This window comes from Sphingopyxis sp. 22461 (assembly GCF_052044915.1).
In the GTDB taxonomy this organism is placed as follows: domain Bacteria; phylum Pseudomonadota; class Alphaproteobacteria; order Sphingomonadales; family Sphingomonadaceae; genus Sphingopyxis.
The window spans coordinates 185,227-204,848 of sequence record NZ_JBQENY010000010.1; the positions used below are offsets into that span (position 1 = coordinate 185,227).

Annotated in this window: 20 protein-coding genes and 1 tRNA gene; 10 read left to right on the forward strand and 11 right to left on the reverse strand. The window is 62.2% G+C overall.

Annotated features, from left to right (window positions below):
* Positions 1-7 precede the first annotated feature (7 nt).
* Together ACTJI5_RS17540 and ACTJI5_RS17545 are read left to right on the forward strand one after the other, a co-directional pair.
* Complete coding sequence (locus ACTJI5_RS17540) at positions 8-949, forward strand: alpha/beta hydrolase (protein ID WP_411341055.1); 942 nt, start codon at positions 8-10, stop codon at positions 947-949.
* 37 nt (positions 950-986) lie between these two features.
* Complete coding sequence (locus ACTJI5_RS17545; RefSeq protein WP_411341056.1) at positions 987-2,576, forward strand: long-chain fatty acid--CoA ligase; 1,590 nt, start codon at positions 987-989, stop codon at positions 2,574-2,576.
* A 354-nt stretch (positions 2,577-2,930) separates the two neighbouring features.
* Here the strand turns inward: ACTJI5_RS17545 and ACTJI5_RS17550 are convergent, their stop codons facing one another.
* From ACTJI5_RS17550 to ACTJI5_RS17585, 8 genes are all read right to left on the reverse strand, one after another.
* Positions 2,931-3,911 (reverse strand): GGDEF domain-containing protein, encoded by a 981-nt coding sequence (locus ACTJI5_RS17550; RefSeq protein WP_231732800.1) that lies wholly within the window; start codon positions 3,909-3,911, stop codon positions 2,931-2,933.
* Entirely contained in the window at positions 3,908-4,108 is a 201-nt protein-coding gene (locus ACTJI5_RS17555; protein ID WP_058537062.1) for a hypothetical protein, read from the reverse strand. The genes ACTJI5_RS17550 and ACTJI5_RS17555 overlap by 4 nt, the downstream gene beginning before the upstream one ends.
* Positions 4,109-4,575: 467 nt before the next feature.
* Positions 4,576-5,874, reverse strand: coding sequence for a TraB/VirB10 family protein (locus ACTJI5_RS17560; RefSeq protein WP_411341057.1), 1,299 nt, complete (start codon positions 5,872-5,874; stop codon positions 4,576-4,578).
* Complete coding sequence (locus tag ACTJI5_RS17565; RefSeq protein ID WP_411341058.1) at positions 5,871-6,638, reverse strand: type-F conjugative transfer system secretin TraK; 768 nt, start codon at positions 6,636-6,638, stop codon at positions 5,871-5,873. The genes ACTJI5_RS17560 and ACTJI5_RS17565 overlap by 4 nt, the downstream gene beginning before the upstream one ends.
* On the reverse strand, positions 6,622-7,263 hold the full coding sequence (locus tag ACTJI5_RS17570) for a TraE/TraK family type IV conjugative transfer system protein (RefSeq protein ID WP_058537059.1): 642 nt from the start codon (positions 7,261-7,263) through the stop codon (positions 6,622-6,624). The genes ACTJI5_RS17565 and ACTJI5_RS17570 overlap by 17 nt, the downstream gene beginning before the upstream one ends.
* An 8-nt stretch (positions 7,264-7,271) precedes the next feature.
* The gene (locus ACTJI5_RS17575; protein ID WP_411341059.1) at positions 7,272-7,538 is read right to left on the reverse strand and encodes a type IV conjugative transfer system protein TraL; all 267 of its coding nucleotides are present in this window, start codon (positions 7,536-7,538) and stop codon (positions 7,272-7,274) included.
* A 133-nt stretch (positions 7,539-7,671) separates the two neighbouring features.
* Positions 7,672-7,986 (reverse strand): hypothetical protein, encoded by a 315-nt coding sequence (locus ACTJI5_RS17580; RefSeq protein ID WP_411342305.1) that lies wholly within the window; start codon positions 7,984-7,986, stop codon positions 7,672-7,674.
* Between the two features lie 187 nt (positions 7,987-8,173).
* Positions 8,174-8,893 (reverse strand): DsbC family protein, encoded by a 720-nt coding sequence (locus ACTJI5_RS17585; protein WP_440861253.1) that lies wholly within the window; start codon positions 8,891-8,893, stop codon positions 8,174-8,176.
* Positions 8,894-9,558: 665 nt separating this feature from the next.
* Between ACTJI5_RS17585 and ACTJI5_RS17590 the strand changes: the two genes are divergently transcribed.
* From ACTJI5_RS17590 to ACTJI5_RS17600, 3 genes are all read left to right on the forward strand, one after another.
* On the forward strand, positions 9,559-9,927 hold the full coding sequence (locus tag ACTJI5_RS17590; protein WP_440861206.1) for a helix-turn-helix domain-containing protein: 369 nt from the start codon (positions 9,559-9,561) through the stop codon (positions 9,925-9,927).
* A 462-nt stretch (positions 9,928-10,389) separates the two neighbouring features.
* Positions 10,390-11,607 carry a tyrosine-type recombinase/integrase gene (locus ACTJI5_RS17595; protein WP_440861207.1) on the forward strand — a complete coding sequence of 406 codons (1,218 nt, stop codon included), beginning with the start codon at positions 10,390-10,392 and terminating at the stop codon, positions 11,605-11,607.
* Between the two features lie 23 nt (positions 11,608-11,630).
* Positions 11,631-11,993, forward strand: a complete 363-nt coding sequence (locus ACTJI5_RS17600; RefSeq protein WP_440861208.1) for an MbcA/ParS/Xre antitoxin family protein — start codon at positions 11,631-11,633, stop codon at positions 11,991-11,993.
* Between the two features lie 80 nt (positions 11,994-12,073).
* Here the strand turns inward: ACTJI5_RS17600 and ACTJI5_RS17605 are convergent.
* Together ACTJI5_RS17605 and ACTJI5_RS17610 are read right to left on the reverse strand one after the other, a co-directional pair.
* Positions 12,074-12,149: transfer RNA gene (locus tag ACTJI5_RS17605), tRNA-Thr, on the reverse strand.
* Between the two features lie 184 nt (positions 12,150-12,333).
* A complete protein-coding gene (locus ACTJI5_RS17610) occupies positions 12,334-13,665 on the reverse strand; it encodes a hypothetical protein (RefSeq protein WP_440861209.1) in 1,332 nt (443 codons plus the stop codon).
* On the opposite strand from ACTJI5_RS17610, the gene ACTJI5_RS17615 reads away from it, so the two are divergent.
* From ACTJI5_RS17615 to ACTJI5_RS17625, 3 genes are all read left to right on the forward strand, one after another.
* Positions 13,645-14,292 (forward strand): hypothetical protein, encoded by a 648-nt coding sequence (locus ACTJI5_RS17615; RefSeq protein WP_440861210.1) that lies wholly within the window; start codon positions 13,645-13,647, stop codon positions 14,290-14,292. The genes ACTJI5_RS17610 and ACTJI5_RS17615 overlap by 21 nt on opposite strands.
* Positions 14,293-14,724: 432 nt before the next feature.
* Entirely contained in the window at positions 14,725-16,500 is a 1,776-nt protein-coding gene (locus tag ACTJI5_RS17620) for a ParB/RepB/Spo0J family partition protein (RefSeq protein ID WP_440861211.1), read from the forward strand.
* A gap of 788 nt (positions 16,501-17,288) precedes the next feature.
* A complete protein-coding gene (locus tag ACTJI5_RS17625) occupies positions 17,289-17,612 on the forward strand; it encodes a DUF736 domain-containing protein (protein ID WP_440861212.1) in 324 nt (107 codons plus the stop codon).
* 56 nt (positions 17,613-17,668) lie between these two features.
* Here ACTJI5_RS17625 and ACTJI5_RS17630 read toward each other — a convergent pair whose 3' ends face one another.
* Positions 17,669-17,902, reverse strand: coding sequence for a helix-turn-helix transcriptional regulator (locus tag ACTJI5_RS17630; RefSeq protein WP_440861213.1), 234 nt, complete (start codon positions 17,900-17,902; stop codon positions 17,669-17,671).
* 559 nt (positions 17,903-18,461) lie between these two features.
* On the opposite strand from ACTJI5_RS17630, the gene ACTJI5_RS17635 reads away from it, so the two are divergent.
* The gene (locus tag ACTJI5_RS17635) at positions 18,462-19,355 is read left to right on the forward strand and encodes an ArdC family protein (protein ID WP_440861214.1); all 894 of its coding nucleotides are present in this window, start codon (positions 18,462-18,464) and stop codon (positions 19,353-19,355) included.
* Positions 19,352-19,606, forward strand: coding sequence for a sigma factor-like helix-turn-helix DNA-binding protein (locus ACTJI5_RS17640; protein WP_440861215.1), 255 nt, complete (start codon positions 19,352-19,354; stop codon positions 19,604-19,606). The genes ACTJI5_RS17635 and ACTJI5_RS17640 overlap by 4 nt, the downstream gene beginning before the upstream one ends.
* Positions 19,607-19,622: the final 16 nt, after the last annotated feature.

The following is a 19,622-nucleotide window of genomic DNA, read 5'->3' on the forward strand; positions in this document are numbered from 1 at the left end:
GTTTATCGTGGCGCTCGACCCAGTATTGCAGCAACTTGTCGACCAACTGCCTTCCGTGCCGCCGGGGCCCGTCGACTATCCGACGCTTCGGGCGCAGGCTGCCGCGATGATCCCGATGATCGTTGGGCCGGGCGGCCGCATAGACGTTGCTTCGATCGAAGACCGGCAGATCGAAACGCGCGACGCCAAGGTCCCACTCCGGATTTACCGTCCATCGACCGAGCCGACGGGGACGCTGCACTATATTCACGGCGGCGGCTGGGCCATCGGCGACCTCGACACCGTCGATCATACCATCCGCCGGCTATGCCGGGATCTCTCGATGGTGGTGGTGGCCAGCAGCTATCGTCTCGCCCCCGAGCATCCCTTCCCGGCGGGATTTGACGACAGCCTCGCGGCCGCGCGCTGGATTGCCGCCAATCGGTCGCCCCTCGGCGGTGATAGTCTGCCAGCGATCATCGGCGGCGATAGCGCCGGCGGCAATCTAGCGGCCGCAATCTGCATCGCTATGCGCGACGAGCCCCAAGAGGGACGGCCCTTTGATGCACAGCTCCTGCTCTACCCGGCCGTCGACCTCGACGCCGGCGAGAATGACTATCCGTCCCGCGTTCGCGACGCTGATCCGGCGCTCCGCCGCGCGAGTCTGACGGTGTGTGTCGCCGATTATGCGCAGGGCGCCGACACCGCCGATCCGCGCCTGTCGCCTCTCAAGGCAGACGATCTCTCGCGCTTGCCGCGTGCGTTGACGGTCGTCCTATCGGTCGATCCGCTGCGCGACGAGGCCGTTGCCTACGCCGGACGCCTGCGAGATGCGGGGGTTCGCTCCGAACTCCTGGAGTTCGATCATCTGACGCATGGTTTCGTGCATTTTGCCGGGATCATACCGGCTGCCGCCGAGGCGACCGATGAGGTCGTCGCGCGGCTGCAAGCTTTGCTGGCGAATGGGTAGACTGCGGCTGGCCGCGATCAGGTTGAGGACATGCTAGATGACAATCCCGGGTTTGATGCAGAACCTGCCGCTCAACATTTCGCAGATATTGCGCTTTGCAGCGACAGCGCACGGCGATCGCGAGATCGTATCGAAGGACTTCGACGGCAAGCTCTTTCGTTACGATTATGCGGGTGCGCTCTCGCGAGCGGCGGCGGGGGCCGAGTGGCTCATGAGCCTCGGGCTCGAACCGGGGGACCGGATCAGCTCGCTCGCTTGGAATACGCACCGGCATTTCGAACTGTTTTTTGCTGCGCCCGGGAAGGGGCTTGTTCTCCACACCGCCAATCCGAGGCTCCCGGACGAACATATCGCATTTACGATCAACCATGCCGAAAGCCGGGTGCTTCTCTATGACGCCAATCTGCACGAGATCGTCGAGCGGCTGAAACCCGCGCTCCATACGATCGAGCATTTCGTGATGCTGACCGGGGATGACTATGATCGGCGCATCGCTGAATTTTCCGGGACAACCCTTTGGCCCGACCTCGAGGAGAACAGCGGGGCCTTTCTCTGCTACACATCGGGCACCACCGGCGATCCGAAGGGCGTGCTCTACTCGCACCGCTCGGTGGTGCTGCACGCGCTTGTCGCCGGCCTGTCGGGCGCGCTCGGTTTCTCTGCCTTCGACGTGATCTTGCCGTGCCAGTCGCTCTATCACGCGACGGCCTGGGGCCTCCCATTCGCGGGAGCGATTAACGGAGCGAAGTTCGTATTTCCGTGCGACAAATTCGACGGAGCGAGCCTGCAAGAGCTGATCAAGTCCGAGGGCGTCACCTTCTCGGGCGGCGTGCCGACAATCTGGACCATGTATCTCGATCACCTCGCCCGCACGGGCGAGGACACGGGGACGCTCGAGCGTGTCGTGATTGGCGGGTCGGCCGTGCCGCGCGCGATGGCGGAGACGTTCGAGACCCAATATGGCGTCAAGGTTCGCCAGATCTGGGGCATGACCGAGATGTCGCCGCTCGGCGTGCTCGCAACACCGACGCCCAAGGTTGCAGCACTAGGCCATGATGAAATGAACGACATCATCTGGACGCGGCAAGGCCGGCTCCAGTTTGGCGTCGAACTCAAGATTGTCGACGATGATGGTCAGGACCTGTCGCACGATGGTGTCCAGGCAGGCAGCGTCCTCGTTCGTGGACCTTGGGTGCTGGAACGATATTACCGGCAAGCGGTCAGCGCGCTCGACGCCGACGGATGGTTCGATACCGGCGACATCGCCACTGTAGATGCGAATGGTTTTATGCGCATCACCGACCGGAAGAAGGACGTCATCAAATCGGGCGGCGAATGGATCAGTTCGATCGACATCGAAAATGTCGCCGTCGCTTGCCCGGGCGTCAAAATCGCGGCCGTTATTGGCGTATTTCATCCCAAGTGGGAGGAACGGCCGCTCCTCGTCATCGAACCTATGCCGGAAGCCTCGTTGACCGAAGCGGATGTCCGGGCATGGCTTGAGCCCCGGCTCGTCAAATGGTGGCTTCCCGACCAGATCATTTTCGCTGACGTGCCGCTCACGGCGACTGGAAAGATCGACAAGAAGGCGCTCCGCACTTTCTACAAAGGCCGGCTGACGGCGTAATGTCCACTAACTTGCCGTCGTTCCCAAAAGCTGCCCGCCCCAGATCGGCCAGTTTTGCCGAAAATCCGACCCCTGCTTGAGTTTTGATTCCGACCACATTTGATAGTTGAGCCCGACATATGAGGGGCGCACACTAGCGTCGGCAAGCGACGCTAGGGACCGCGCTGATGCGCGCGCGCGTGCACACTTGGCTCGCTGTCCTCGCGCGGCGGCTTCGGCACCGCGCGCTTGTTCGCTGTACTGCCGCAGCGGGCTCTGGTTTACCCAGCCACTCAAGCGCACCGATCTTGGGAGCCTCGCACACTTTCGGTTCCAGGTGCTATGACAATTGGTGCGCCTGCGTTCCTTCGGGTGTCACGCCGCGACCGATTTCACCGCGTCCACTTCGACGCAGAAAAGGGCCCGGGCCTTTCCGGCGGCCTTGGCACGGTACAGGGCGCTATCGGCGCATGTGAGGAGACGCTCCAGCTCCAAGCCCATCCTTGGCGCCGTCGCAATTCCCACGCTGACCGAGATGGTCAGGAGCTTATCCCCGATAGCGTAAGGCTTGCTAATTTCGCGTATGATTCGACGTGCGATGAATTCGGCTTCGGTGTCCTGCAGTACGTCCGCTTGCAGCACGACAAACTCGTCACCGCCGAGCCGCGCGACCACATCATCGCTGCGGACTATTGCCTTGAGCCGTCGAGCCACTTCTTTCAGCACTGCATCACCAGCTGGGTGGCCGTGGCGATCATTAATCGCCTTGAACCCGTCGAGGTCGAGAAAATGCACGGCAATCTGGCTGTCGGCGTCTTTTGCTGCGACCATGCGCGCCTGAAAAAACTCGCGGAGCGATAGACGGTTCGCAAGGTCGGTGAGAGCGTCGGTCTTAGCGAGCAGCGCCAAATCGTGCCGCGCTATGTGATGCTCAACCGCGGTTCGGTAGAGATGCGCGACGGTCTGAAGGCTGAGTCCGGTGATCATCGCGACGATGAAGGCTTCGATCAGAAAAAATTCGGCGTGCACGGGACCGGGGTGCGGCGTGAAGGCGTGCAAGGCCAGCGCGGTAACCGTGGGCAGGGTCGCTAGCAACAGGCTTATGACGCAGATTTTCGGCCTTATCGCGATTCGCGACACGATGCCGGCGCCGAAGCCAAATACGAGGCTAACGGTGAGAAGATGCAGGATTGGCTCGTGAATGAAGATCACGGCGACGTTGAGGGCGGCGATCAGCGTCGCAAGGGCATAGTTGCCAATCGCATAGCGAAGTTCCCAACGCTTCAACCCTTCGAAGTCCAAACCCGGAGAGGCTCGCCGATAGGCGATCAGTATCCAGAGACGTAGGAACGTCACCAAAGCGCCAGCACTGCGAGGAGGAGGAGAAAAGGGCTATCGAGTTCGCGGCTCACCATCAGACATATGCCGACAAATGCCACGCCAAATCCGAAGATCGGCAGCGCCATACCGAAGAGCATATCGATGAATTCCCGATAGACGAGGAGCGGAAGCGCGGCAGGGTCCGGGAAGCCCGCAAATCGGGCCTTGTGCATGGTTGACGCTAGGGAATCCGATCGTCTCATGCGGGAACTATGACCAAAGTCCGTTAATATCTCGTGTGGACTGCCATAACGCTGCCAGCCGCGCACTTTGAAGGAGATCACAACCTTGCCTCGTTGATCGACCATTCTCTTGAAGGCTGCAGAAGCAAGATAGCATTGGCGGGTAGATGTCTCTCGACGGAATTTGATGGGAATGAAACCGAGCCAACGGAGAAACGGCCGTTGCTGCCGTTCAATCGCCCTGAAGCAGACTGGCGGGCACCGCCAGTTTTGCCAAAATCGGACCCTAATCGGACATCCTAATTCGGTCGGTTCTGATCAACAAATACCGCCGCTGTAGGCGCCTGTTTAAACTTTTATGGCGTCGAACTCTCCCGATGCTTGCGGAGCCCGTGGCTGGCGCTTTCGCAATTACCTCATGTTCGTGCACCAGCCACTGTCCGCCTAGGTCAAGACGGTCAAAATTTGTTCCCCGCACTTGGCTTGATTTCAAGGGTGACTCCTTCCTGGATCACGACGATAACGTCTTTTGCTGCGCCGACCTCGACGATAGGGCCTGCCTGGCGAGCGAGATCTAGATAGAAATCCGTGAGCTTGTCGGACGATTTCGAAAGACCGCCGGCAATTCCGGCCTTGACGGCACCGCCGGCATCGAGCGTCCGCACTGAGCCGAGCGCCGAAGTCGAGACGTCCCCGATCGTATTCTCGACCGTCTGGCTGATACCGCTGATGGTCCCGGCGATGAAGGCGCGAGCGAGGCTCGCCCCGGCGCGCGTCACGACCTTGCCTGACAGCCCTTTCTTGCCGTCGGTATCGACGAAGAAGCCCTTTATTGGCTGGTCGACGACCGAATGTTCGTCGAAATCGACGCAGGAGAGCGAGACAAGTTGGACCTCGACGCGCTCCTTCGCGAGGCTGCCCGTCGCGTTGCCGATGACGAAGCAGCCGGCGAGATTGGCTTTCACATCATTCGGTAACACCGCTGGTGCCTGCACGCGAGCGATTAACGGCTCGGGGTTCGAGGTCGCATCACGGCTTGCGAGCGCGTCGATCCCGGTTAGAAGCCGCGCTTTCATGAAACCAGGCGGCAAATAGATCGTCCTGGTCTTTTTTTTGGCGCCAGCCGGCTCGGCTTTACCGTCGATACTTGCTGCGGTCGGCGCCATCGCTGCCGCGCCGATCGCGCCGACCGTCTTCTCGATCGGAGGCGCAGACGGAGCGGGCGGGATAGTTGGCGGCGTCGGCGGCGGCGGGATCTCGCCATTCGCCCCTCCCGCGTCGCCGGGCGGCGGTGGATAATCGGGAATGGCTCCAGGCAGGGCAGGGGGAAGCCCAAGGTCGCCGTCGGGTAGCGCTGCGGCGCCACTGCCGGGCACGATTTTGCCTTCCTCGATCGCGGTGACGCGGTCGCCGAGCAAGGTCTGGCCGTCGAGGATCTTCTGGAGATCGCCGCGAAGCTTGGTTTCGAGGCTGTCGCCACGAAGGCCGGCACCCATGTCGAGCTTGGTCGCAGGCGGGGTCTCGACAGGCCCATCATTGCCGTCGGTGCTGGCGGTATAGAGACCTGTCCCAAGCATCGCGACGATGCCTGCGACGCCGAGCTGTCTAGCACGAAGCTTTTGCTTCGAACTTAGCATCGCCCAGCGATCCTTCAGCGCGAGCAGTGCGGGGCCGCGGCTGATCTTCCGGCTCTCTGGTGGCATCTGCTTGCCGACATCTCCGAGGTCAAGTGCCTCCTGTACGGGCGTATCGGTCATTCCTCGTCTCCGCGGCGGATTACGATCAGCCGCACACTTTCGCCGGGCTTCACCGCGAGCCTGTCGAGCGTGACCGCGAAGATGTCACTGCCGAGCGCGCGATCGAGAAACTGCCTCTCCTCGACAACCGCCTCGCTGTCGCTGCTGAGCTGATATTCCGAGACGGAGAGGCCAGCGCCTTCGACCGCGAGCCGCCGCCGCTCGATCAATTTGACCGCCGGCAAGGCGGTCACGGTGATCACGCCGGCCCGCGGCGCTACGTCCATGAAGGTCGCTGGCACGCGGCCTTGCAACACGGCGAGGGTGATCGAGATCGCTCGCTCTTCTTCGACAAGCGGGCCCAGCAGCTTCTCGTTTTCAGCAGCGCGCTGAGTGCGTCCGCGCGCCAGCGTCACCGTCTGCGCCGGAATGTCGGCGGGTTCGGCATAGAGCGGATAGATGGCGCCGTTGCAGCTAATGAAGAATTCCGACGGTATAGTCACATAGCTGCGCGTTACGATCCCCATATCCTCGACTTCCTTGACGAGGAACTTGATCCAGGCGTCGGAGCCCGCGCGTTCGACAGCGATGGCCTTTTCGGCTGAGAATTTCACATCCTCGATCTCCCCACCCATGCAGACGACATGATTGACATCGCGGTTCGAGAGCCGGATCATGCTGGTCTGCTCGGGCAGAGCGGTAACCGATTGTGCTGCGAGCGTGACAGGCAGCACTAGAGCGGCAACCACGAACGTCGTGGCGCGCGTCCTAGCGAGGCTGGGCATCGAAATTCTCCTCGGTGAGCGCAACGAGCCAGAAGCGGCCATTCTCAACCGCGTAGCGGATGCGCAGATTGCCGCGGAACTTGCGGATGACGCCGCCGATGACCCGGACCTTCTCGACCGGCAGGAGAATATCGTGGTCGGTCCATTGCACCGGTTGGTCGGGGCGAATGTAGGTCGCGATTGACAGCGTCGGATTGTTCGCAAGCTCGCCCAATATACCGGTCAGGCTGTCGCGCATGCTGTTGTACGCTGACGGGTGGACAATCGAGAGCAATTCCTGAAATTGCCGGTCCGCCGAATAGGCGGAGTAGGTGCCGGCGAGAGCGACGATGTTGCGCGCGATTGTTCGCAGATAGGTCGCCGATGGCTTCGAACCGGTGACATAAAGGTCCCCCCCCGATCCGAACGGCACGACAATTGTTCGCTCTTTCTGGTCGGAGCTGTAGATTATAGCCCCGAGCACGGCGGTGATGCCGAACAGGCCGACGATCGCGAACTTGAGCAGCCGGTTCTCTTCGAACAGGTTCGACGAGCCTTGGAGGTAGCGATGGATGCCAAAGCTCGCGGGCTTGCCGACAAGCGGATCGACCGGCTGGCGGCTTGATTTTCCAATGCGGCTAAACATGATCGCCCTCACTCGAAGAAGCGGATCTGGGTCGGACCCGGATAATGACGGAAGCGCAGCATTCCCCAGCGCCAAGCGAGATGCGCGAGGAAACCGCGCGGCTGCGCACGCTTCCACGGCAGGAAAAGGAGAAGGGCCGCGATGAACGCCCAGCCGACCAGCCCGCCGACGATGACGGCGACGAAGATGGTCGTGACCACCAGCACAAACTCGTCCGACCCGAACCACAGGATCTGGACCGGCTTGTGCAGATATTGGGGTAGGCGCTCGTCCATCGACCCTTCTCCTCCCGCTTCATGTCCTCCGGTCCGAAGCATTGGTCAGAGGACAGGTGGCCAGGGCTCCGCCCTGGCATCAAGGCCCGCGCACGCGCCGTGGAACCGTCGGCGCGAACGCGAACCATCTCGTTCAGATCACCATCCCGAAAGTCTGGAGAATGCTGTCGGCCTTGATCAGACAGACGGCGGCGACGATCGTCGGGATGCCGATCATGATGTTCGAGAACAGGCGTGACACGCCGAAGAGGAAGGCTGCGACGCCGGCGACGAAGCCCAGCGGGCCCTTGACCCCCTGGTTTACAACAATGTCGTAGATATCGTAGCCGAGATCGCCGGCCGCCGGCGCCGTGAAGGCATGGGCGCTCGCCGCGAGCAGCGACAGGAGCAGCACGGGCATGCCGATGTCCGCGACCGAAAGGGCGCGATTGCTGAATTTCTTGATCATATTGCCTGCTTTCCTGAAAATCGGGCTGTCCACTGATCTGCCTGCCGACATCAATGAAAATCGCTGTCGGCCGACGACGGCGCGGGGCGGCCCAAGGGGCGCGCCGCCTTCGGCATTCCGGTGCCCTGCAACCGTCGACAGGCATCGAGCCATCGACGCAGCAGCGCCCGCCATGAAGGGAAGGGGATCAGCGCGTGGCATCGGCCGTCCTCGCTGATGAGAGGAATGCCTCGATTTCGGCTTGCTGGAAGCCGGAGATGAGTTTGCCGCCTAGGATCAACGTTGGCGTACCCGAAACGCCCGCTGACGTTACCAGCTTGGAATGCTCTTCGACGCGCGCACGACCTTCCGGACAGGTCCGGAGCACCGCAGGCGCGGACCCCGCATAGACAGCTTTGAAAGCGGTTTCCTTGTCGGAAGAACATAGGATATGCTCGGCCTTGGCGGCGGCTTCGGGATGAATGCCGCTCACGAAATAGATGAGGCGGCGAACGGGCTTGCCTTCGGCCGACTTCGCTGCCCAGTAGCGATCGAGCGCGCGACAATAAGGGCAGTCGGGATCGGTGAACTCGATCACTGTCGGTGCACTCTGGGGACCGATCGGCAGTGCTTGCGCGGGATCGATCATCTTCAGACGTTCGGCAGTTCCGGCTTCCTGTGCCAGCGCGGTGAGGTTGACGCCGTTCTTGTCGAAAACCGATGCGAAGAGCAGATGTTCGCTCTCGGGCGCAAAGTAGATGATACGCCCGCCCGCGCTCGCCTGGTATATAGGACCCTTGATTGGGGCTGGTCCAAAATCCTCGAACTGGAGATTGGTGAAGCTCTGGCGCAGATCGCGCTCGGCTTGAGCAGCCGTATTCGCGAGCACGGTGCTTTCGCTGCTATTCTGTGCATAGCCCGGCGACATTGCGAGCAACGCTGCGGCGGCAAGCAGGATGCTAGCGCGAGGTGGTACCATGGCATTGGCGCGACCGTTCGAAGCGCTGCTTGTCGAAACTGACGCTGTACCCGAACCCGAAAGTCGCTGGCAGCGGCTGCGTGCGGATGCAGCATTCCGCGGCAATGACGAATTGCCGGTCTGCGTTCTGGCGAATGACCTGCTTGCTATACTCCCACTGGAGTAGTTGTTGGTCTGGCTCGAGAACTGGAACGGCAGGCATCGCAGCCGCTGCCAGAATGATGGCAAGGAGGGGGCGCTGGCAGAATCGTATGGCATGAGTCCTCCTCGGCGCTAAGCGCGTCGTTCGATTATTTGGGTCGGGCAATCAGCTGGGCCCGTAAATTGGCCGTGCCGGGCAATCCCGATGCCGGACGGATGAACTCCGGATCGGATCCGAGCAAGGTGAGGGGCATGACTGTGCTTTACCGGGGCACGGTCGTGCTCGTGATTCTATTTCACCACGGGGGCTGGGTCAGCTTGGCCGCGCGATTGGGCGCAGGCATCGTTATTCCGGCCATTGAAATTTAATCGATAGGATGAATAATTCTATCGGTTTGAAAGCATCTCGCGTTGTGACTGCACGCCCATAATTGCATCTTTTGTGCAAGCGATGGCTGTAATCGGAGGCGCGAATGTCACTTTCCATGACCGTCGAGAATTCTGGAGACAAGATGCTCGATGAGCTCAAGGTGATCTCGGGACGTCGGATCGAAGATGAGCGTCGTCGGCGGCGTATGACGCAGCGCCAGTTCGCGCCGAAGGCAGGCATCAGTGTCCGCTGGCTCCGCGAAATCGAAGCTGGCAATCCGATCGTGAAGCTCGACGATCACCTTCGCTGCGCAAACGCGCTGCACTTGGCGCCAAGCTACATCTTTCTTCCTTTGCTCTATCAGTCCCATGGCCGCGCGCTTCCAATCAATTTTGCGATCATGGACCTGGTTGACATCGAAAGACGATGCTTGGCGATGCTTAGTCGGCGTATGACTGCGAACCGGCTATGAGATGGGTGTAAACTCCGCGTTCTGACATGGTAACGGACAATCTTATCTGGCCTCAATGCCGGTAGGGTCTTCTTGTTTGACTACTTCCCAGTTTTAACAAGCTAGTTTGACCGTCCATTGCAGTCCAGCCTTTACCGCACGGTGTGATGGTGTTAGTGATGGTGTCGGCGATTTTTCGTGGGCGATTGTCTCGGAAATCCGCCGCTTGGGTGACCAGTTGCGATCCTCTTCTGGGCACCATTTACCCTTCTCAGGGCAATCGACAAAATCCCGGAAATCTGTTAGTTTTCCGTGGGTTTTGTTCCGAATTGTCCGAGGGTGTCTCACACAATCTCACGCCGAAACGGGCCATCAAAAAAGCCATAATGGCCCGTCTTTTTTGGAGTGAGTTTTGCTCGATGGCCCGTTCGCCTCGAGCGCTGTGATTGGTGCCGGTCCTAACCCTTTTAAAGGAGTTGAGCCGTGCCTCTTAGCGATGTTCAAATCAGGTCCCTCAAGCCGCGGGATCGCGTCTACAAAGTCTCCGATGCCCACAGCCTCTACATCGAGGTGCACCCGACCGGTGCGCGCCTGTGGCGGTTCAAATACACCATGCATGGAAAGCAGAAGCGCATTGCGCTTGGCGCCTATCCGAATGTCGGCCTAGCCGAAGCCCGGCGCAAGCGTGACGAGGCCAAGCTGAAAATCCATGAGGGAACCGATCCGCTCGCGGAACGAAAGCGTCACAAGCTCGTCGGCAAGTTCAAGGCCTCGAATTGTTTCGGCGATCTCGCCGAGGAATATATCGAGATGGTCACCAAGGAAGGCCGGAGCGAAGCGACGATCGAGAAGACGAAGTGGCTTCTCGAAAAGCTTCGGCCGATCGCCGGTACGCCCATCGCGGACCTGCAGGCCGTCGATCTCTTTGCGGTGCTCAAGAAGATCGAGGCGCAGGGGCACTTCGAGACGGCGCGTCGCTGCCGCTCCTTTGCAAGCCGCGTATTTCGCTATGCCGCGGCCTCGGGCCGAGCGGACTCCGATCCGACAACGCTTCTGCGCGGTGCGCTGATTGCACCAAGGCCGAAACATCACGCCGCGCTCGTCGAGCCGGAAGAGGTCGGTGGGTTCTTGCGCGCGCTGGACGGATACTCGGGCTATCCGATCACCTTGCTCGCCTGCAAGATATTGCCGCACGTCATGGCGAGGCCCGGCGAGCTGCGGCTCGCGCGCTGGGCCGAGTTCGATTTCGAGAAGGCCGTCTGGACGGTCCCGCCGGAGCGCATGAAGATGCGGCGGCCCCACTATGTCCCGTTGTCGCGGCAGGTGGTCGCCCTGTTGGAAGAGCTTCGGCCCTATGTCGGCGGCGAGGATTATGTCTTCCCGGCGTTCCACACGTGGAAGCGACCGCTCAGCGAGAATACGATGAACGCCGCCTACCGCCGCATGGGCTACGGGCCGCGAGATTTGACGTCCCACGGCTTCCGCGCGACCGCCTCATCGCTTCTCAACCAGTGCGGCAAGTGGAACCCCGATGCGATCGAGCGGTCGCTCGCGCACGCCGACAACAATCAGATCCGCCGCATCTATAACCGAACGCCCTATTGGGATGAGCGGGTACGGATGCATCAATGGTGGAGCGACTATCTGGATGCGCTGCGCAGCGATGACGAAGCTGCGATCTCTGCCTTGCTGGAGGACTGACCGTGGAGGGGAAAGACGAGAGGATGGAGACATCATCAGAAGCGCAGAGCCGCGTACTGTCTGAGGCGGTGGCGCACGTTGCTGCGCTCTGGAACATCGGCGACGACTTGCTTGGAGAGATACTCGGCATCGCGGGCAATCGCGCAGCGGACCTGCGTAACGGGACATTCCGACTTGCTCGACCCGAACCGGCCTTTCGGGCCGGTCAATATCTCGTGCGGCTGTTTCAGGAACTGGCTGTGCTTATTGGCGATGACAGGTCCGTCATGGCTTGGCTTCAAACGGAGAATACGGATCTGGGCGGCCGGCCGCTCGACCTTATCCGGACCGAACGCGGCTTGCGCGAGCTGCTCACCTATTTGGAGACGAGAAAGGCGTCTTCCTGATTCAGGCGGCGCCTATTGACCGCGCACTACGGCTCCCGAAGAAACTTCATCGGGCCTAAGTCATTGAATTATGGGGTCGATGGTGCCGCTTACAGGACTCGAACCTGTGACCCCATCATTACGAATGATGTGCTCTACCAACTGAGCTAAAGCGGCAACGAGGGGCGCCTCTACCAGCGTGTCGGCGCGAAGACAAGCGTCGTAGCGCAGTTTCCCGGCGACGAGTGCGGGAGGGTGTTCGGGCGCTGTAATGCGCAGCAATCGCGAGAGCGATCCGGCCGTTTTCCATTTGAAAGGAAGCTTCTGCCATCGGGCGCCGCCCCACACCCAATGCAGGAGTTTATTGAAAGTGCCCACCATTTTGGCGGAACGCCCGCTGGTCGCTCCCATAGCTGAGAGCGCGGACCTCGCTGGCCATCCGAAAAAGAAGCGCGGCCCTAAACCGAAGGTGATTGTCGAATTTCCCGAGGCGTCTGGAGAAGAATGGGTCGATCCACCCTCCTTTCCCGAAGCGCTTGCGTTGCACATGCGCCGGCACGGCGACAGCTGCAATCATCTCCACCGCGCCATTATCGGCCCGGGCGACAAGACCGATCGCAAGACGATCCAGACGTGGGCGACCGGCGTAAAGGCGCCGGGCACGATCGAAAGCCTCTCGGTCCTGAGCAGGATCGAGCGCCGCTATCGCCTGCCCGAGGGCTATTTTCAGGCGAAACTCGATCGGACCGGGCGTGCCACCGCGCGCCCCGCCATTGCCGCGCTTACGGCTTCCGAGCGGCGGAAACTCGCATGGCACCTTCCGGGCGATTTTTCCAAGCGGCCCAAACGCGAGCGCGAGGAAATACTGGCGTGGGTACGTTCGGTCATTATCGAGGGCGCGACAGAGTATCGCCGCTTTCAGCGAGAGGCGACGCAGCAACGCTTTTCGCTGCGATTCTCGAACAATGCATCCGTTGATGATCGTGCAACCGACGGGAGCATGGCTGGATGTCGTGATGCGCCAGCCCACCTCCAGCACGAAGTCCACAGCCTCATCTCGTTCAAAACGTCGACGCTTGCGCCGTCCGGCCTGCTTCGCCAAGGCGTGTGGGGCGAGGAAACGGCGTCGCAGAAGCTTGAACATCTCGGACTTATGTTCGGGGCTCTTTGCTCGCCGCCGGATGGCGATGTTCGCGGCTTTGGCGTCCCCGCCGATCGACTGTGCCTGGCGATGCTGCTCTTCCCGTCGGTCTGGGACTGGTATCTCCATTGGCGCGAGGAGCGCCGCGGCTTCTATACGAGCTGGGAGGTCAATATGCTCGACTTCGCGCTCTCGCTTGCGCGCGAAAAGACGGGGTGGATGCGGCAGCATACGCGCCTTGCGGACGGGCTGCAACCGATCGATGACCTGATTTCGGCAGATGAGGTCGACGAAGCTTGTAAGGATTGGGATGCGGTCTGCGACCGCTTCATCATCTACGCCCTGAACCGGAAGAAAGATGTTCAGCGCGTCGCGAAGGTCCATCGCGATCCGTTCGAACCGATATTGCCCATCTTGGAAGCCGAGAGCCCGGTCGGGGAATATCGCAAGATCACCGAGGAAATACTGGCGCGGATGCCAAGCGCGCGGCGTCATCCGAAGGCAGCGGCCGAGGCGGTACGCGCATTCCTGATGCTGCGCTTTGGCTTGCATCTCGGTCTTCGGCAAAAGAACCTTCGACAGCTTCGCTTCTGTCTTCGAGGCGGGCGGCACAGCAGCGAGAAGCAACTCGAGAAGCTGAAGTGCGGGGAGCTTCGATGGAATGATCTATCGGGCGGTTGGGAAGTCTTCATTCCCGCCGTCGCGTTCAAAAATGCGTCATCATCCTTTTTCGGCCGGAAGCCTTATCGGTTGCTCCTGCCCGATCTCGGGCGGCTCTACGAGTTCATAGATCTGTATCTGCGACGCGACCGGCAGATACTGCTAGGCGGCGCCGAGGATCCAAAGACGTTCTTTGTGAAATCGGCCAAGCTGACGACGAAGGATGCCGCATATAGTCAGGTCGGATTCTATGATGCCTGGCGGCTGGCGATCCAGCGCTATGGCATCTTCAATCCTTATACCGGCCAAGGTGCGATCAAGGGCCTGCTCCCGCATGGGCCGCACAATGTGCGCGATGTTTTGGCAACGCACGTTCTCAAGAAGACCGGCTCATACGAGCAGGCGGGCTATGCCATTCAGGACAGCCCGGAAATCGTCGCGAAACATTATGGCCGGTTCTTCCCGCACGACAAGTCGGCATTGGCGGCAGTGGTGCTCAACGAGGCGTGGGAGAGCTGAGCCGGCGGTAGATTGAGCGCGGCCTCAATTGAGCGCGCACTGGCGGCGGCAGGCTGCCGCCAGAGGTCGCACTTTTTTACGTGGGCCGCGCTGCGCTCTTGGCTCGCTGATCTTGGAGGGGCGGCGGCTAAGCACAGCTGCGCGCGCACGCCGCCCCTCCTGCGGCTTCGCCAAGGGCGCGTCTGTTGTCTGATGTTGACGCCGCGCTGACCGCACGGCGGCGTTGCCGGGTTTGCCGGCCACGGACAGCGTGTCGTTCGGCGCACGGCTATGGGACCGCTCGGCCGTCGCGCAAGCCGGGCTATGCCCGGCTCTTCCACTTCGTTGCAGCCCTTCGGGTGCGCCCCGTCCTTTGGCGCGGTCCCGTCGCCTTTTCTCGCCGCCCGCCCCGCCGTCCGGGGCCGGGTGTGGTTGAAGAAAAGGAAGAAAGTCATGAAGCTCGATTTTATTGATATGGGCAATCTGTCCATCGCAGCCGCCAACATGCGCGGGAAGGGGAAAGACCCCGACGTCGCAGACCTTATGCCGAGCATCCGCGCGCGCGGGGTACTTGTTCCGCTGCTCGTTCGGCCCAATTGTTCGGAAGGCCGTTTCGAGATCGTCGCGGGGCGTCGGCGTTTTACTGCCGTCGGCGCAGTGGCGCGCGAGGGCGGGGCGGTGCGCCCCATTCCCTGCGCCATTCTCGACGAAGGCGATGATGCCGATGCACTCGAAGCGTCGATGCTCGAAAATCTCGCACGGGTGCAGCCCGACGAGGTCAGCCAGTGGGAGGCGTTCGTCGCGCTCGTGAAGGCAGGGCGTAGCGTCGAGGAGGTCGCGGACAGCTTCGGGTTCGAGCCGCGCGCGGTGAAGCGCATCCTTGCCCTCGGCAATCTGCTCCCGCGCATCCGCACCCTCTATCGCGGCGGCGAGATCGATGCAGGCACCGTTCGGCATCTAACCCTCGCTTCCAAGAGCCGGCAGAAGGCATGGCTGGCGCTGTTCGACGACGAAGGCGCGTACTGCCCGACCGGCCATCAGCTCAAGGCGTGGCTGTTCGGCGGCACGGCCATTGCAGCGAAGCACGCGCTGTTCGATGTCGAAAAAACGAAGCTAGCGACCGTGTCCGACCTGTTCGGCGAGGACAGCTTCTTTGCCGACGCCGATGCTTTCTGGTCGGCGCAGACTGCTGCCATCGAGGCGCGCAAGGCGGATTATCTCGAAGCGGGGTGGTCCGATGTCGTCATCATGGCGCGGGGCGACTGGTTCCGCTCGTGGGATTACGCCCATGCGGGAAAGCGCAAAGGCGGTCGCATCTATGTCGAGGTTCGCGATAGCGGCGAGGTGACCTTCCACGAGGGGTTCGTCACATCGAAGGAAGCGAAGCGGCTTTCGGGCGGCGGCGTGAGCGGCGAGGGCGAAGCCGAAATCGTCAAGCCCGTTCGGCCCGAAGTGTCGGGTCCGCTGAATGCCTATATCGACCTCCATCGCCATGCGGCGGTGCGCGCCGATCTGGCGGGACATGGCGGGGTCGCGCTGCGGGCGATGCTCGCGCATGTCATTGCGGGTGCGGACCTCTGGCGCGTCGATGTCGAGAGCCAGCGGGCGCCGAAGGAAGATATTGCCGAGAGCGTCGAGAGTTGTTCCGCCGAGGCGGCGTTCGACCTCAAGCGCCGCGCTGTGTTGGCGGTTCTCGGCTTCGACGAGGAAGCGCCAACCGTCACGGGAAGGCCCCTCAACCGTCCCCCTTTTTCGCCACTGTTTGCGCGGCTGCTCGAACTCCCCGATCCGGTGGTGCTGGAGATTGTGGCGATCGTCATGGGCGAGACGCTGCAGGCGGGAAGCGAAGCGGTGGAGATGATCGGCCTTCATCTCGGCACCGACATGCGCCAGCACTGGTCGGCGGACGCGGCCTTCTTCGACCAGCTTCGCGACCGCGAAGTTCTGCTCGCCATCACCGGCGAGGTCGCGGGACCGGAGGTTGCCGCAGCGAACGCCGGTGAGAAGGGCAAGGCGCTGAAAGCGATTATCACCGATTGTCTAGAAGGCGCGAACGGTCGGACGAAGGCCGAGACGTGGGTGCCGCAGTGGATGGCGTTTCCGCCTTCGGCCTACACCTCGCGCGGCGGGGTTGGCAGCGTCAAATCGGCGCGGCGGGTCGCGCATGAGCTTGCGGTAACTGCAGCGCCTGAACCCGATGCCGAGGACGAGCAGCCTTTGGCAGCGTGAAGATATGGCGGGCGGCTTTGGTCGCCCGCCTCATTTTATGCGGGCGCAAAATGACGCGCCGGCCTTGGGGGCCGGCGCGGCGTTGTTCGTTCAGCGCGCGCCGCTGCCGCACGCGGCATCGGCGCGCAGATTTGTCTGGTCTTGAAGAATTTGGGGCGGTGCGAATTCCCCCTCCCACCGCCCCGACGCCCCTGCATCGCAGACGCATCGCTCCTTGCCGCCGAAGGACAGGCCGCGGGTCGCAAACGGACCGATTCCGGCGGAAGGTGGTGTCCGTCCTACTTTGTCGTGCCGCTTTGCAAAGCCCAAATTTGTTCAGGCCGTGGGGCTGCCCCAGCCTGCCACAGCAGCGCGCGGATGTCTTAATCAGGCGTCCTTGTCTGCCCCGACAGTTAAGGCCCGCTCCCGGCAAAGACTGCGCAAGCGTCGCAACGTTGCCGCGCCTGGACTTGGATGGGTGGCCACGGCGACCGGGTCGCTGATTCCGAAATGCCTCTCAATGCCGACCACGACGCCGAGCTAATTCGTCTCAATGTCAGCGCGAAGCCCATCCCGGCGACGGGCGAGATGACCTGCACCGGCGCGGCGTCCCGCGAAAGTGCGGCGGCGCGATTATTTCCCCGCCGGCTGCGCCGGCTCCTCGCGGCCGCTTCGCTTCAAATAATCGCACCGCCGCACTCCTCCGCTTGCGCTGCGGCCCTTCGGGTTCGCGGCACGCCTCATGCGCCGGTTCCTGGTCCGCCCATGCCGCAGGGATGGTCCCGCGGCTCATTTCAAGGAGACGACCAATGGCAGCTATTGGCTTTGTGAACGGCACCATCGACACAGGTTTCGTGGGCCAGCTCAAGACCCTCTCGATCCGCGCAGCGATCGAAATCCGCGCCAACCGCTCGAAGAGCGGCGACGTTCAGCCCGACTACCGGGTCTGGTCCGAGGGCGTCGAGATCGGCGCCGGCTGGATCCGCGTTGGGCAGCAATCGGGTGAACCCTATGTGTCGCTGAGCCTCGCCGCTCCCGAGTTCGGACCGCGCCGGCTCTATGCGAACCTCGGCCGCGCCGCCGGGCAGGACGGCGAGGACGGTTACGCCCTCATCTGGAACCCCGCCGACTGAGGCAGGCTTCCACCCCGCGCCGCGGAGGCAGCGCGGGGCTTTGGCGTGCTCGGCTTTCAGGCGGCGTCGCGGGCCTGGTCGTGATCAAGATCGGCGATGGTGAACGTCACCGGATTGCGGAGCCACAGATCGACCTCGCCGGCGCGCCAGCCGCAGCAACGCTCGGCGAGCTTGTGCTGCGGCGGGAAGGTCCCGGCGGCGATCTTTCGGTAGAGCGTGGCGCGACTGAGGCCCGTGAGATTCAGGACTTCATCGAGGCGCATCATGCGCAGGGGAGACTGATATGCCATGCAGTATTTCTCCATATGCAGGGGGATCATAGGTCGACCTGAGATCATAGAAGGGGATCGCCAATCTCTTCGTCAACACCCCAGAAAAACGCGCTTTTTGGCGTAGTGCTCTAGCGTAGTGCTGCGTGCGGCTCCTGGCGGCTAGAGGCGGCTGCGTGCGGCTACAGCGTAGTTTTGGCAGAGGCGCGTTTATTTTCTCAATTCGTCTCGCGGGCCCGCCCGATGACGGAATTGTGACCGCGGGAAGCGGTCGTGATCACGAGTGACGCGCCGAAAGACGGCGCGATCGTCACCTGATTCGCATTGGGGAGGCGCCGCTGGCGCGCATGCGGTCGCCGCTCGCGCGGCGGCGTGTCTGTCCCGGCACGGCGGGGGCGGAGGTGGGCGTCACTCGCCTTAGTCCCGCCCGGCCGGGCCGCAACCCGCTTCGCGGGTCCGCCACTTCGTTCCGGTCCTACGGATGCAGCCCGCCCGATAATGCGGGTCTGCCGGCTCCTTCCTGCCGCCCACCTCCGCCCCCTTCCGGGCCGGGGTGCGGTTGGCGGGAAGGAGATAAGAGATGCGCAGGGAAAGGATCGAGAGGGCCAGCCTCTATTCCGAGGTCACCAACCGGATCATCGCGGAACTCGAAGAGGGACGGCTGCCATGGGTGCAGCCTTGGGATGCAGCTGCGTGCGGATGCACGATGCCGCACAATGCGGGAACGGCACGCAAATATAGCGGGATCAATGTGCTGATCCTGTGGGCCGAGGTTGTCCATCGCGGCTTTGCCTCTCAGCGCTGGCTTACCTACCGGCAGGCCGAGGCGGCAGGCGGCAGTGTCCGGCGCGGCGAGAAGGGCACGGTGATTTGCTATGCCGACCGGTTCACGCCCAAGGCCGAAGCCGAGGCCGCGCGCGGCGAGGATCGCGAGGCCCGGCAGGTGGCTTTCTTGAAGCGTTTTGTCGTGTTCAATATCGACCAGTGTGAAGGTCTGCCCGAGGATTACACCGCGCCGATGGTCGGACCCGATCCGGTGCTCGCCATTGCCGAGGCCGATGCGCTGATCGCGGCGAGCGGTGCGCGCTTCCAGATCGGTGGGGGCGAAGCCTTTTACAGCCCGAGCCATGATTTCGTGCAGGTGCCGCCGCAGGCTGCTTTCCATGAACCGATCAACTGGTATCGCACGGCGCTCCACGAGCTTGGGCACTGGACCGGCCATGCTAGCCGTCTCGATCGCGATCAGAAGGGCGGGTTCGGATCGGAAGCTTATGCGAAGGAGGAACTTGTTGCCGAAATGGCCAGTGCCTTCACTTGCGCGTCGCTCGGAATCGCGCCGACCGTTCGGCATGCCGATTACATCGCATCTTGGCTCGCGGTGCTGCGGAACGACGAGAAGGCGATCTTCCGCGCCGCCAGTCAGGCGAGCAAGGCGAGCGACTATCTCATGGCCTTTGCGGGAGACGAGCCATGAGGCGCCGCGATCTCTCGACCGTCAGCGTCGCGGATGTCGAGCGCCGGATGATTATCGCGCTTGGCAAGATGACCGCGCGGCAGGGCGATATCTTCCTGTCGGTGCGGTTCGACGACGCCCCCTATGGTGAACTGGCGGAGCGTCATGGCATCACCGTCGAACAGGTGACGCACGATTTCGCTTGCGCGCTTCGCATGTGGGGACGCTGCCTTCATGCGCGCTTCCCGCATTTGGTTTGGCCATGGCTTTGATCGGCGGCGGGNCCCG